The following is a 14060-nucleotide window of genomic DNA, read 5'->3' on the forward strand; positions in this document are numbered from 1 at the left end:
AAGAATAAACCCGCTATGTTATAAAAACGTAACGGGTTTATTTTACTGAATTTGTTTGTAAATTTAAGGATTTGTAGGTTCTCCAGCTTTGTGAATTTGAACTGTAAGCTCTTGTGAACCATCTTCAATATCCATAAAAATTTCATCTCCTGAAGTGATTTTTGAGGTAATTATTTCTTCAGCAAGAGCATCTTCTACATATTTTTGAATCGCTCTTTTTAATGGTCTAGCGCCAAATTGCTTGTCAAAACCTTTCTCTGCAATAAATGCTTTTGCTTTGTCAGAAAGATTTAATTGATATCCTAATTCAGCAACACGAGCGAATAATTTTTTCAATTCGATTTCGATAATCAAATCAATATCATGTTTTTCTAAAGCATTGAAAACAATTACATCATCAATTCGGTTAAGAAATTCTGGAGCAAAAGTTTTTTTCAATGCATTTTCGATAATGCTTTTCGAATTATCGTCAGCCTGAGCCACTTTTGCAGCAGTTCCAAAACCAACACCTTGTCCGAAATCTTTCAATTGTCTGGCTCCAACATTTGAAGTCATAATAATTATTGTATTCTTGAAGTCAATTTTGCGTCCAAGACTATCAGTTAAATAACCATCATCTAAAACTTGTAAAAGCATATTGAAAACATCAGGATGCGCTTTTTCTATCTCATCCAATAATACTACACAATATGGTTTTCTACGAACTTTTTCGGTTAATTGACCACCTTCTTCATATCCTACGTATCCCGGAGGTGCTCCAACTAAACGAGAAATCGCGAATTTTTCCATGTATTCACTCATGTCAATTCGAATGAGTGCATCTTCAGAATCGAATAATTCTTTTGCTAAAACCTTAGCCAATTGAGTTTTACCAACACCAGTTTGTCCTAAGAATATAAAGGAACCAATTGGACGATTCGGATCTTTCAATCCGGCACGATTTCTTTGGATAGAACGAGCAATTTTCATCACTGCTTCTTTTTGTCCAATAACCTTACCTTCAATTAGTTCAGGAAGTTTAGCTAGTTTGTTACTTTCGGTTTGTGCAATTCGATTTACGGGAATTCCACTCATCATAGAAACTACATCAGCAACATTGTCTTCGGTAACTTCAATTCGGTTATTTTTAGCGTCTTCTTCCCATTGTTCTTGAGCAATAGCTAAGTCTTTTTCAATTCGTTTTTCATCATCACGAAGTTTAGCGGCCTCTTCGTATTTTTGTTTTTTAACAACAACATTCTTTAATTCACGTACGTCTTCTAATTGACGCTCCAAATCTAAAATTTGTTTTGGTACTTCAATGTTAGTAATATGAACTCGAGATCCTGCCTCGTCTAATGCATCAATCGCTTTGTCTGGTAAGAAACGTTCAGACATGTATCTGTCAGTTAATTTTACACAAGCTTCAATAGCTTCTGGAGTGTAAGTAACATTATGGTGATCTTCGTATTTGTTTTTGATGTTATTCAAAATGGTAATCGTTTCCGATACTGATGTAGGTTCTACGATTATTTTTTGAAAACGTCTCTCTAATGCACCATCTTTTTCTATGTACTGTCTGTATTCGTCTAATGTTGTTGCACCTATACACTGAATCTCTCCACGAGCTAATGCTGGTTTAAACATGTTAGAAGCGTCCAATGAACCTGTTGCGCCACCAGCACCAACAATAGTGTGAATTTCATCTATAAAAAGAATGATATCATCATTTTTTTCTAGTTCGTTCATCACTGCTTTCATGCGTTCTTCAAATTGTCCTCTGTATTTTGTACCAGCAACAAGACTTGCTAAATCTAAGGTAACAACGCGTTTGTTGAATAAAGTACGTGATACCTTTTTCTGAATAATGCGCAAGGCTAAACCTTCGGCAATAGCTGATTTTCCTACACCTGGTTCTCCAATAAGTAATGGATTATTCTTTTTACGACGGCTCAAAATTTGCGAAACACGTTCGATTTCTTTCTCGCGCCCTACAACGGGATCCAGTTTTCCTTCTTCGGCCATTTCTGTTAAATCTCTTCCGAAATTATCTAAAACAGGAGTTTTAGATTTCTTATTGGATTTATTGGCTGGATTATTAAAAGTCCCTTCTTTTAGACTGTCATCTTGTCCTGAATCGTCATTATAAGATTCGTTTCGGGGCAAATTTTCTATAAAATCTTCTTCGTTTGGAGTCATGTTTAGATATTGTTCTTTAGCTATATCGTAATCAATTTTCAGTTTATTCAATAGCTTGGTTGTTGGATCGTTTTCGTTTCTTAAAATGCACAACAATAAATGTGCGGTGCTAATCGAGGAACTTTGAAAAACTTTTGCTTCTAGAAAAGTGGTTTTCAAGGCTCGTTCAGCTTGTCTTGTCAAGTGTAAGTTTTTCTTTTCAACATTTACGTCTAAGCTTGGACTTGCGGGGCTTAGGATTTCTACTTTTCTGCGCAAATGTTCTAAATCAACATCTAAGTTATTCAATATTTGAATTGCTTTTCCGTTTCCGTCTCTTAGAATACCTAGCATTAAGTGTTCTGTTCCTATAAAGTCATGCCCTAGTCGCAAAGCTTCTTCTTTGCTGTAAGTAATAACGTCTTTTACTCTTGGTGAAAAATTATCATCCATAATATATATTTGATATCGTAAATTTAGTGAATTAGTGATAGAAAAACAAAAACCATTCCTATTAGAAGTCATGTCAGCTAAGAGACAAAAATAATCATAATAATAAAGTTAAATTTCCCTTAAATTATTAACTAAAAACGAGGTTTATTTTGTTAATAAATCATTGAAATAAGTGTTTCTAAATTGGTTTAAAAATTTCAAAAAGACGTATATTGGCACGTTTTGAAACTAATATAATTTTTTAATATAACAACTTATGTCTGAAGGAGAAAAGTTAATTCCTATTAACATAGAAGATGAAATGAAATCAGCTTACATCGATTATTCGATGTCAGTAATTGTATCAAGAGCACTTCCAGATGTTAGAGATGGTTTGAAACCAGTACATCGAAGAGTTCTTTATGGAATGTATGATTTAGGAGTTTTTTCAAATAAAGCCCATAAAAAATCCGCTAGAATTGTCGGGGAAGTTTTAGGTAAGTATCACCCACACGGAGATACATCTGTTTATGATGCTATGGTTCGTATGGCGCAGGAGTGGAGTATGCGTTATCTTTTAGTAGATGGTCAAGGTAACTTTGGATCTGTAGATGGTGATAGTCCGGCAGCAATGCGTTATACGGAAGCTAGAATGCGTAAGATTTCGGAAGAAATTATGGCAGATATTGAAAAAGAAACCGTTGATTTTCAATTGAATTTTGACGATACTTTATACGAGCCTAAAGTGATGCCAACACGTGTTCCTACTTTATTGATTAATGGAGCTACAGGTATTGCTGTAGGTATGGCAACTAATATGCCACCACACAATCTTACTGAAGTTATAAACGGAACATTAGCATATATTGATAATAATGAAATTGAGATAGACGAATTGATGAATCATATTAAAGCACCAGATTTTCCTACTGGTGGTATCATATATGGTTATGAAGGCGTTCGTGAAGCATTTAAAACAGGTAGAGGACGTATTGTAATGCGTGCTAAAGTTGGTTTTGAAGAAGTAGACGGACGAGAATGCATCATCGTTACCGAAATACCATACCAGGTTAACAAAGCAGATATGATCAAGCGTACTGCGGATTTGGTTAATGATAAAAAAATAGATGGCATTGCTAATATTCGAGACGAATCAGATAGAAATGGTATGCGTATCGTTTACATATTGAAACGTGATGCTACACCAAATGTGGTTTTGAATACATTGTATAAATTTACACAATTACAGTCTTCATTTAGTGTAAATAACATTGCATTGGTAAAAGGACGTCCACAAATGTTGAATCTGAAAGATATGATTCACTATTTTGTTGAGCACCGCCACGATGTAGTAATTCGTAGAACGCAATTTGATTTGCGCAAAGCAGAGGAAAGAGCGCATATATTAGAAGGATTAATTATTGCATCGGATAATATTGATGAAGTTATTGCTTTAATCAAAGCATCAAAAAATACGGAAGAGGCAAGAAATAAATTAATCGAAAGATTCCAATTATCCGATATTCAGTCTCGAGCTATTGTTGAAATGCGTTTGCGTCAGTTAACAGGTCTTGAACAGGATAAGTTACGAGCGGAATATGAGGAAATAATGAAGTTAATTGAGCATTTAAGAGCTTTATTAGCTGATGTTAATTTAAGAACTGCATTGATTAAAGAAGAGTTAGAAGAAATTCGCGAGAAATACGGGGATGCACGTCGTTCTATCATTGAATATTCTGGTGGAGACGTAAGTATTGAAGACTTAATTGCTGATGAAAATGTAGTTATTACCATTTCTCATGCAGGTTATATTAAACGTACCAATCTTACAGAATATAAAACTCAGAATAGAGGGGGAGTTGGACAAAAAAGTGCTGGAACAAGAGATCAGGATTTCTTAGAGCATATGTTTGTGGCGACAAATCACCAGTACATGATGTTCTTTACTCAAAAAGGAAAATGTTTCTGGATGCGCGTTTATGAAATACCAGAAGGAAGCAAAACAGCTAAAGGTAGAGCGATTCAAAATTTGGTGAATATTGAAAGTGATGATAAAGTAAAAGCATTTATTTGTACACAAGATTTAAAAGATAAAGAGTACATCAATAGCCACAACCTTATTATGGTGACCAAAAAAGGTCAGGTTAAGAAAACCTCTTTAGAGAAATATTCTAAACCTAGAGTTAATGGTGTTGCTGCAATTACTATTAAAGAAGGAGATGAATTATTAGAAGCTAAACTTACTAATGGAGAAAGCCAAATTATATTGGCTGTGAAATCTGGTAAATTAGTTCGTTTTGAAGAAACAAAAACTCGTCCAATGGGAAGAACAGCTTCTGGAGTTCGTGGAATTACTTTAAAGGATGATACTGATGAAGTAATTGGCATGGTTACTGTTAATGACATGAACAGCGAAATATTAGTAGTTGCTGAAAACGGATACGGAAAACGCTCTAGCCTTGATGAATACAGAATCACAAATCGCGGTGGTAAAGGGGTTAAAACCTTAAATATTACCGAGAAAACTGGGAAACTGATTTCTATAAATGCGGTTACAGATGCGGATGATTTGATGATTATCAATAAATCTGGATTGACTATTAGAATGGCAGTTGAAGATTTGAGGGTTATGGGTCGTGCAACGCAAGGTGTCAAGTTGATTAACATCAAAGGGAACGATTCGATTGCGGCAGTTACAAAGGTTATGAAAGATGATGTAGCTGAAGTAGTTGTAGATGAAGAAGGTAATGTTATCGAAACTGAAGCTATCGAAAGAGTAAAGCCTGTTTTAGAAGTTCTTGAAGACGAAGGAGTTGAAGAGGATGAAGACGAAGATGATTCTGAAGAAGATGAAGCAGATGACGATTCTGAAGATGAGGATCAAGATGACGAAGTATAAAAAAATAGAAAATAAAGAATAATTATTAAACAAAAATAGAGAATATTATGAAAAGTAAATATGTATTACTAGCATCAGCATTATTGATATCAGTAGCTACTTTTGCTCAAAAAGATCAAATTAAAGCCGCTGAAAAAGCGTTGAAAGCTGGTAAATCTCAAGAGGCAGTAACTATTTTAATGGAAGCAGAATCCTTAGTATCTAACGCTCCAGATGCTGAGAAAGCACAGTTTTTCTTTGTAAAAGGAAATTCTTTGTTGGATTTAGCAAATAAGAATATTGATTCTAATACCAATCTTTCTCTTGCAGCTAACGCATACCAAGATTTAATTGCAGTTGAGAAAACTTCTGGTAAAGTAAAATATTCAACTCAAGCTGCAGCTTCAATTACTGATATTAAATTCAAATTGATTAATGGTGCAATTGCTGATTCAAAAGTAGATAAGCATGCTGATAGTGCTAAAAAATTATACGACGCTTATTTGTTAGACAAAAAAGATACAATTAATTTATATTACGCTGCTTCTACGTATGTAAATGCAAAAGAGTATGACAAAGCGCTAGAATTATATGATAACTTAAAAACTTTAAACTATTCAGGAAAAGGAACAAGTTATTTTGCGGTTAATAAATTAACTACTCAAGAAGACTTTTTTACTAGTCTTCAAGAAAGAGACAGAATGGTTAAGTTAGGAACGCATGAAAAGCCAAGAACGGAAGTAGTTCCTTCTAAAAGAGGTGAGATTTATAAAAATATGGCCTTGATTTTAGTTGAAAAAGGTAAAACAGAAGAAGCTAAAAAAGCAATTTCTGAAGCGAGAAAAGCAAATCCTGAAGACACTTCTTTGACTTTGACAGAGGCTAATCTTTATTTAGAAACAAAAGATTTTGAAATGTACAAGAAGTTAATTGCAGAAGTTTTGGAAAAAAATCCAAATGATGCTGATTTAATTTTTAATTTAGGTGTACTAAGTGCTAATGCTAAGAATGTTGCAGATGCTGAAAAATATTATAAAAGAGTTATAGAAATTAACCCAAAATATATCAATGGTTACATCAATCTTGCTGCAATGAAGTTAGAGAATGAAAAAGTAATTATTGATGAAATGAACAAGTTAGGAACTTCAACAAAAGATATGAAGCGTTATGATGAGTTGAAAAAGAAAAGAGAAGAGCTTTTTAAAGCTACAATTCCTTATCTTGAAAAAGCAGTTGAATTAGATCCTAAAAATGTGGATGTTTCTAAAACTCTTTTGGGAGTTTATAGCGCATTAGAAATGACTACTGAATATAAAGCATTAAAAGCAAAAATGTAAAATTTACTTTTAAGTATAAAAGAAAACCTGTCTAACTTAGACAGGTTTTTTTGTTTTTATACTATTTTTTTAATTACCCTCAATTTGTGGGTGTGCTTGTTTGTTTCAGCATTAAATATTCCTAAATGATCTATACGGTCAATTCGCACTTTTCCACTAGCATGGATAATGTAGTTATCAGCCATTATGATTCCAACATGAATGATGTTGCCATCTTCATTGTCAAAAAAGGCCAAATCTCCTGGTTCGCTTTCTTCAATAAAACTTAAGGCTTCACCTTGATTAGATTGTTGAGAGGCGTCTCGCATTAATTTGTATCCATTAAGTTTGTATACCATTTGAGTAAAACCGGAACAATCAATGCCAAAAGGAGTTTTTCCACCCCAAAGGTATGGAGCATTTAAATACATAAAAGCAGTATTTATCAGGCTTTCTTTCGTTTTCTCTCCACTAGTTTTAGTTCCTTCAAAATCAAAATTTGAAATATTTATCTCATTATGGAATATAAATGATAAAGAAGATCCAAGCGGTATTGGTATCAATACATTATTTGGTGTGGTAACATATTCGATTAAATCAGCATTTAGTATGATAGCTTCTGTAGATAATTGATTAAAACTGGTTTCGGAAATCAGTTGTAATTGTTTGGAATCTATCCAACCTTCATAAGCATCATATTGCATTCTGATTCTGGACCATTGTCTCAATTGTTCTAAAATTTCAAAATGTTCACCAAATAAAACTTGAGAAACGATTTCGCTTCTGTCACTGGGTTCAAAACGAAGTGGGATTATGGCTAGATTACAAATTCCGAACATTTAGGTTCTTTTAGTAGTTAATAATTATGGGTTACAAGTTTAAAACTTATAACCCATAACCTATAATTATTTAGGCTCTTTCTATTACAATTGCTGAAGCACCACCGCCACCATTACAAATTGCAGCAGCACCAATTTTAGCATTGTTTTGTTCTAAAACATTTAATAATGTAACAATGATTCGAACTCCTGAGCACCCTAGAGGATGTCCTAAAGATACAGCACCACCATTTACATTTACTTTATTGTCATTTAGTCCAAGAATCTTTGAATTGGCTAAACCTACAACAGCAAATGCTTCGTTGAATTCAAAATAATCTACATCATTGATTGTTATTCCTGCTTTATCTAATGCTTTTGGAATTGCTTTTGCTGGACTTGTAGTAAACCATTTAGGTTCTTGAGCTGCATCAGCATATCCATTGATATACGCTAAAGGTTTTAGTCCTAAAGCGACTGCTTTTTCTTCACTCATCAATATTACTGCTGCTGCTCCATCGTTGATAGTTGATGCATTGGCTGCAGTTACGGTTCCGTCTTTTGTGAAAACGGCATTTAATGATGGTATTTTATCTAATTTCACATTGGTGAATTCTTCATCTCTAGAAACAATGATAGGATCTCCTTTTCTTTGTGGAACTGGAACAGGAACTACTTCATTGTCAAATTTTCCAGCATCCCACGCTTTTGTACTACGCTCATACGATTGAATTGCGAAGTTATCTTGATCTTCTCTGGTAAAATTATATTCTGCAGCACATAAGTCAGCACACACTCCCATAGCGCTGTTATCGTAAGCATCAGTAAGTCCATCTTTCTGCATTCCGTCAATCATGGTTGCAGGACCAAATTTAGTTCCATTTCTTAAATTCATGTAGTGTGGAATTAAACTCATGTTTTCCATTCCACCGGCAACTACAATTTCGGCATCACCGCATTGAATAGCTTGCGCACCTAACATAACTGCTTTCATTCCTGAAGCGCATACTTTATTTATTGTAGTACAGGCAACTGAATTGGGTAAACCAGCAAATAGTGCAGCTTGTCTAGCAGGAGCTTGTCCTACACCGGCTTGAACTACATTGCCCATGAATACTTCATCAATTAAATTTGGATCTAACTTTATTTTATCTAAAGCACCTTTAATAGCGATTGCTCCTAATTTTGGAGCAGTAACTGTAGATAATCCCCCCATAAAACTTCCGATAGGTGTCCTAACGGCAGAAACGATAACAACTCTTTTGTTCATGACTTTTTTATAATGTTGGTTTATGTAGCAAATTTAATCTTTTTTAAACAATTTCAAATTTTGATTTTGGCATTATCTTTTTTTAAATTTATTTCTATTCTATATATTTGATTGTGAACTGTTTTTGTAAAAATGATAAAATTTATTAAAAATAATGGCTAAAATAGTTGTGAGAAGTCTAAAGATATCATAAGTTTGCAACCGCAAAACAGAACACGTTTTCTTGAGCTTGGAGGGGTGCCAGAGTGGTAATGGAGCAGTTTGCTAAACTGTCATCGAGTAATCGGTGCCAGGGTTCGAGTCCCTGTCCCTCCGCTTTATAATTTGCTTTTCGGGGTGTAGCGTAGCTCGGTTATCGCGCCTGCTTTGGGAGCAGGAGGCCGCAGGTTCGAATCCTGCCACCCCGACTAATTTTAAAATCTGTTTATTACTACAGAATCGCTGTTTTTTTTAAGAAGGCGTTTGAAATAATAAATGGAGGCATAGCTCAGCTGGATAGAGCACCTGCCTTCTAAGCAGGCGGTCGAAGGTTCGAATCCTTCTGCCTTCACAAAAACCGATACTTTTACTAGTATCGGTTTTTTTGTTTTTATATTTTTCCAAAATTACTTTATTTATTCTATTTTTATACAAAATAGCGTTTATGACTTCCTACTTCAAACCATTTGCACTTCTTTGTATCTTTATGTGTAGTATTTCTTGTAAATCACAAACTATTGTTTCAGTTACTCAAGAAAAAAACAGTTCCATTGTCAATGATACTACATTTGTAAATTTAAAAGAGTACAGTCAAGATTTTGTCTACGACATGAAGTATGCAACGACAGATAATTTCCTGAAGGCAAAAGTTTATGAGTGTGCGGAATGTTTTTTACGCTTAAAAACAGTTAATGCATTAGTTGAAGTGAATAAAAAATTCATAGAAAAAGGATATAAAATCAAAATTTTTGATTGTTATCGACCTTTGGACATTCAAAAGAAAATGTGGAAAATTGTGTCTAATCCAGAATATGTGGCCAATCCCGCCAAAGGGTCAATCCATAATAGAGGAGGAGCCATAGATATTACCTTGGTTGATGGTAATGGGGATGAATTAGATATGGGAACTTCTTTTGATTTTTTTGGAATTGAAGCGAGCCACAATTATAAAAATGTTTCTGAAGAAGTGAAAAAAAATAGGCTGCTATTAAAAACAACGATGATTGGTAGCGGTTTTAATTCTTTTGATTCAGAATGGTGGCACTACAATTTAAAGTCTGGCTTGAATGATAAAGTATCTAATGCTAAATGGGATTGTAAATAGTCCCTATTCTATGCATTTTAAGTAATCGATGAAATAGGTTTCCGGATAGTAGGTTTCGTTGTTTAATTCAGATTTGAACTCTTTTTTTAATATGTAATCTTCTGTATCTGTCAAATATTTAATACGCATCATGGATACTGGAGATTTTTTTAGTTCTTCAAAACTATCTTTCATAAACATGAAAATACCGGAATTAACTCTGTTGTCAAATCCTTTGTCGTCCCGTATCATTGTCCCACAGTTTTCTTGATCAATATGGACTAGTGTAATTATTTTTCCATTGTTTAATTGTAAAAATAATTTTGAATTTTTATCAAAACAATTTGCTTTCAAAAAATCTTTGCTTTTTTGAATACTCTGAATATTTAATGTTGGTAATCCATCTGTTAATGCTAAAGAATAGAAAATATAACTTGAATTTCCTGCAAAATTCTTCTCGCTAATCATATATTCTTTTGTCGATTTGTATGTGCCTATAGAATCGGTAACATTTGTGCTGTAATCACATGATTTTTGAGCAATTATATGTAGACTGAAGAATAATAAGGTTAGTGTAATAACGTATTTCATTTTTATGATATTTTAGTGCAAATTAAAACTATTTTATGATTGTTTTCATCAGTTGTGAAAAAACAATATGTATTTCCGCCATCTTTTATTTTCCATTTTTTTCTAATGTTTTCTACGCTGTCAGGAAAATTGCGAGTTGTGATATTAGCTTGACTTTTTTCTAAATGATTTTTCATTTCTGTTTTGTTGTAAGGAAATGTATTTAGAATTTCAAAAATGCGACCTGGAAAAGCGATTAAGGTTGTTGATGTGTACACATGAGAATGTTTGTGTAGTTTATTTAGGTTATAAAATGAGCTGATTTCATCAAATCCACCAGATTTCATGATAGCGCTATTGGGTTCGTATAAATACTTTTGAGGCAAGCTTAAGTTCGGGAATTTAGAATTTTCGTTCAGAACAAAATCAAATGTTTCTGTTTTATCTTTTAAAATATTGACAGTTTTGATATTTATATTTCCAATATAGCCTTTATGCAATTCCCATAATAATTCTTTCACTTCATTTTCTAAGGCCACGACATGAATTGTTTTTACATGTTTCAATTCAGATAAACCAGCGGAAATATCGAGTATAGGTGCTGTTTTTATAAGAATAGTATTAGAGTAGGAGAAATAAAAATAAATATTTTCAGGAACATTTGGCAAACAATCCTTTAGCATGAATACTTTGCCTTTAGTGTCATTTCGTCTGGAAGGATCAATGTAAATCCAGTCCCATTTTGAATTTAAAGAGAATAAAGTCGCTAAACTGTCTCCGGCATAACAAGTGATATTGGAAACATTCAATTGTTCGAAATTATGTTTTACCAGATTGGATAACTCTGGATTGATTTCACAATGCACCACTGTTTTTACTTTCTTTGAAAAATAAAAATCATCAACTCCAAAACCTCCTGTTAAATCAATTAAACTTTCGCCAGAAACTATTGAAGCTTTGTAAAGGGCTGTTTTTTCGGATGACGTTTGTTCGATGGAAATTTTACTTGGATAAATAATGTCTTTGGTAGAAAACCAATTTGGCAATTTGTCTTTAGCCTTTGTTTTAGCCTCTATTTGGTTTAAGATAGAAATCCAATCCAAATCTTGAAAGGGATTTTTTTGCAACGCCAACTTTGAAATGCTTTGACCAATATTACCATTGATAAACGCCTGTATTTCGGCATTTAGAATTCTTAAATCCAAAATTAAATATCTTTAGTTAATAGTTGAATGATTTTATTTTCTGGGAAGAATTCTTTTCCAATCACTTTTATTATAGTATACAAAGGAACTGCCACAATCATTCCTAATACTCCAAAAAGGAAACCTGCAATTAAGATTACAAGAAATATTTCCAAAGGATGCGAACTCACACTTTTGGAAAAAATTATAGGTTGCGATAAGTTATTATCAATGATTTGAACAATCCAGAAACCAATTAGAATATAAATTGTTGTTGGTAAAGTTTCAGATTGGAAATCACTTCCTAAATTACTCATCATAGTTAAAATTGCGGCTAAAAAAGAGGCAATCAATGGCCCGATGTAAGGAATGATGTTAAGTATAGCACATAAAAAAGCAATAACAATTGCATTTGGCACACCAAAAATAATTAGAACTATAAAGTATAAAAGAAATACAATAAATAATTGAAGTAATAACCCAATAAAATAACGAGACAATAAATTATTTATTTTTTCTAATGAATTCAAAATTTGATCTTCATGACTGTCTGGAATTAATTTTTTAGCACCAACAATAAATAGCAACCGGTCTTTAAGAAAGAAAAAAGTGATGAATAAGACTGATCCTAATCCCATTCCGAAACTGCTTATTGTTCCTACAATTGTATTTAAAAAGTTTGGAATTATATTGAAATTAATTTTGGAGGTAAAATTAGCTTCCTTTAAAACTTGTGCGGAATCAATTTGATGATTGTCTAGAAATACTGTGATTTGATTCATTAACTGCAGGATGTTTTTTTCAATTTCAACAGTGTTTAGAAGTGATAGGTTTTGTCCTTGTGATAAAATCAACGGAACAAACATCATTATAAACCCAAATATAATTAATATAAAAATAAACAATGTTGCTATTGTTGCAAAAATATGGTTAAACTTCAATCGCTTTTTGAAAAAGTCCAAAATAGGGTTTCCAATCAAGGTAAGTATCAAGGATACAATTAAATAAATTAGTACCGATTGAATTTTATAGAAGATGAATAAAATTAAACAAACGAAAACTGTTGTTGTTAATGCTCTAATAATACCATTTGAAATGGTTTTTGATGTAATCATGTTGCTAATTTAGGTTATAAAGATAAAAAAAACTCGCTAACATGTAGCGAGTTTTAAAATCTAAAAAAACTAAAAAATTATATTCCGAAGCTAGCTCTTGATCCGCCAGAAACAAATAAAGCAGCCATTCTTGATTTTTGACCATTAGAGAACATATACATTCCTCTATCATCTGTGTAGTCCATGTAGTTCATAGTCATTTCTACTGGAGTTCCAGTACAAGTGCTATAATGTGGGTAAGCTGGTACACCATAGTTTGCAGTGTTGTGTGTAGGTGTATCAGAAACTAAATCACTTCCACAAGTAGCATCTCCCCAAATGTGACGTAGGTTCATCCAGTGACCCACTTCATGAGTAGCTGTTCTTCCTAAATTGTATGGATAAGTGGCAGTTCCTGTTGTTCCTAAATATTTTGAATCGATAGCAACACCATCTGTTGAAGATGATCCTCCGGGAAACTGAGCATATCCTAAAATCCCACCACCAATTGTACAAACCCAAAGGTTTAATTTTGTAGTTGGAGATGTTGGAGCTAAACCACCTGATGTTGTTTTTTTCATTGCATCTGTTGTTCCCCAAGATGTTTTAGTAGTTGATTTTCTAATGACTTGATCTAAGACAAAAGAGATACCAACATTTGCTTTTACTCCAGAAAATAAGGAAGGAACGCTATTGAAATCAGAGTTTGCAGCGTTATAATCTTTATTTAGCACATCAATTTGTGATTGGATTTGTGCTAATGAAATATTCTCGGCAGTAGTTCTGTATAAAACATTTACAACTACAGGAATTTGAACTTTTCCATTTACTAAACGGGCTGTTGACATTGCTTTTTGAGTAAATGCTTCAATCTCGTTCATTCTTAAGGCTAAAGTTGGATCTTCCTTCATTTGTGCTGCTAAAACCTCTTGAGAGGCACAACCACGTTTTGTAATAGCATCAGCTGATGGATTAATTTCTGCAGTTTCATTTTGGCAAGAATAAAGCATCAATAATGCTACAGCAGGTAAAAAAAAATTTTTCATAATAAATTGTTAT

General features: G+C 33.1%; 10 protein-coding genes and 3 tRNA genes. 6 read left to right on the top strand and 7 right to left on the bottom strand.

Annotated features, from left to right (window positions below; translation table 11 throughout):
• Positions 1–63: 63 nt before the first annotated feature.
• Positions 64–2610, bottom strand: coding sequence for an ATP-dependent Clp protease ATP-binding subunit (locus tag V5J73_RS06365; RefSeq protein WP_338648368.1), 2547 nt, complete (start codon positions 2608–2610; stop codon positions 64–66).
• A gap of 256 nt (positions 2611–2866) precedes the next feature.
• Between V5J73_RS06365 and gyrA the strand changes: the two genes are divergently transcribed.
• Positions 2867–5488 (top strand): DNA gyrase subunit A, encoded by a 2622-nt coding sequence (gyrA, locus tag V5J73_RS06370; RefSeq protein WP_338648370.1) that lies wholly within the window; start codon positions 2867–2869, stop codon positions 5486–5488.
• Between the two features lie 47 nt (positions 5489–5535).
• Positions 5536–6804, top strand: coding sequence for a tetratricopeptide repeat protein (locus V5J73_RS06375; RefSeq protein ID WP_338648373.1), 1269 nt, complete (start codon positions 5536–5538; stop codon positions 6802–6804).
• Positions 6805–6860: 56 nt separating this feature from the next.
• Here V5J73_RS06375 and V5J73_RS06380 read toward each other — a convergent pair whose 3' ends face one another.
• Both V5J73_RS06380 and V5J73_RS06385 read right to left on the bottom strand, forming a co-directional pair.
• Positions 6861–7622, bottom strand: coding sequence for a C40 family peptidase (locus V5J73_RS06380; protein WP_338648374.1), 762 nt, complete (start codon positions 7620–7622; stop codon positions 6861–6863).
• A 70-nt stretch (positions 7623–7692) separates the two neighbouring features.
• Positions 7693–8871, bottom strand: a complete 1179-nt coding sequence (locus V5J73_RS06385; RefSeq protein ID WP_338648375.1) for an acetyl-CoA C-acyltransferase — start codon at positions 8869–8871, stop codon at positions 7693–7695.
• Between the two features lie 231 nt (positions 8872–9102).
• On the opposite strand from V5J73_RS06385, the gene V5J73_RS06390 reads away from it, so the two are divergent.
• From V5J73_RS06390 to V5J73_RS06405, 4 genes are all read left to right on the top strand, one after another.
• Positions 9103–9186: transfer RNA gene (locus tag V5J73_RS06390), tRNA-Ser, on the top strand.
• Positions 9187–9203: 17 nt separating this feature from the next.
• A tRNA-Pro gene (locus V5J73_RS06395) sits at positions 9204–9278 on the top strand.
• 69 nt (positions 9279–9347) lie between these two features.
• Positions 9348–9421: transfer RNA gene (locus V5J73_RS06400), tRNA-Arg, on the top strand.
• Positions 9422–9514: 93 nt separating this feature from the next.
• Complete coding sequence (locus V5J73_RS06405) at positions 9515–10174, top strand: M15 family metallopeptidase (RefSeq protein ID WP_338648376.1); 660 nt, start codon at positions 9515–9517, stop codon at positions 10172–10174.
• 3 nt (positions 10175–10177) lie between these two features.
• On the opposite strand, the gene V5J73_RS06410 is transcribed toward V5J73_RS06405, so the two are convergent.
• The 4 genes from V5J73_RS06410 to V5J73_RS06425 form a co-directional block, all read right to left on the bottom strand.
• A complete protein-coding gene (locus V5J73_RS06410) occupies positions 10178–10744 on the bottom strand; it encodes a hypothetical protein (protein ID WP_338648377.1) in 567 nt (188 codons plus the stop codon).
• Positions 10745–10746: 2 nt separating this feature from the next.
• Positions 10747–11928, bottom strand: a complete 1182-nt coding sequence (locus V5J73_RS06415) for a class I SAM-dependent methyltransferase (protein ID WP_338648379.1) — start codon at positions 11926–11928, stop codon at positions 10747–10749.
• A 2-nt stretch (positions 11929–11930) separates the two neighbouring features.
• Positions 11931–13022 carry an AI-2E family transporter gene (locus tag V5J73_RS06420; RefSeq protein ID WP_338648380.1) on the bottom strand — a complete coding sequence of 364 codons (1092 nt, stop codon included), beginning with the start codon at positions 13020–13022 and terminating at the stop codon, positions 11931–11933.
• Between the two features lie 77 nt (positions 13023–13099).
• A complete protein-coding gene (locus V5J73_RS06425; protein WP_338648381.1) occupies positions 13100–14047 on the bottom strand; it encodes a zinc metalloprotease in 948 nt (315 codons plus the stop codon).
• Positions 14048–14060: the final 13 nt, after the last annotated feature.

It is taken from the genome of Flavobacterium sp. KS-LB2 (assembly GCF_036895565.1).
In the GTDB taxonomy this organism is placed as follows: domain Bacteria; phylum Bacteroidota; class Bacteroidia; order Flavobacteriales; family Flavobacteriaceae; genus Flavobacterium.

Excerpts from the sequence above, each read along its gene's own strand:
- V5J73_RS06375 (WP_338648373.1), top strand. The coding sequence starts at position 5,536 with ATGAAAAGTAAATATGTATTACTAGCATCAGCATTATTGATATCAGTA.
- V5J73_RS06380 (WP_338648374.1), bottom strand. The coding sequence starts at position 7,622 with ATGTTCGGAATTTGTAATCTAGCCATAATCCCACTTCGTTTTGAACCC.
- V5J73_RS06405 (WP_338648376.1), top strand. The coding sequence starts at position 9,515 with ATGACTTCCTACTTCAAACCATTTGCACTTCTTTGTATCTTTATGTGT.
- V5J73_RS06365 (WP_338648368.1), bottom strand. The coding sequence starts at position 2,610 with ATGGATGATAATTTTTCACCAAGAGTAAAAGACGTTATTACTTACAGC.
- V5J73_RS06420 (WP_338648380.1), bottom strand. The coding sequence starts at position 13,022 with ATGATTACATCAAAAACCATTTCAAATGGTATTATTAGAGCATTAACA.
- V5J73_RS06410 (WP_338648377.1), bottom strand. The coding sequence starts at position 10,744 with ATGAAATACGTTATTACACTAACCTTATTATTCTTCAGTCTACATATA.
- gyrA (WP_338648370.1), top strand. The coding sequence starts at position 2,867 with ATGTCTGAAGGAGAAAAGTTAATTCCTATTAACATAGAAGATGAAATG.
- V5J73_RS06385 (WP_338648375.1), bottom strand. The coding sequence starts at position 8,871 with ATGAACAAAAGAGTTGTTATCGTTTCTGCCGTTAGGACACCTATCGGA.
- V5J73_RS06425 (WP_338648381.1), bottom strand. The coding sequence starts at position 14,047 with ATGAAAAATTTTTTTTTACCTGCTGTAGCATTATTGATGCTTTATTCT.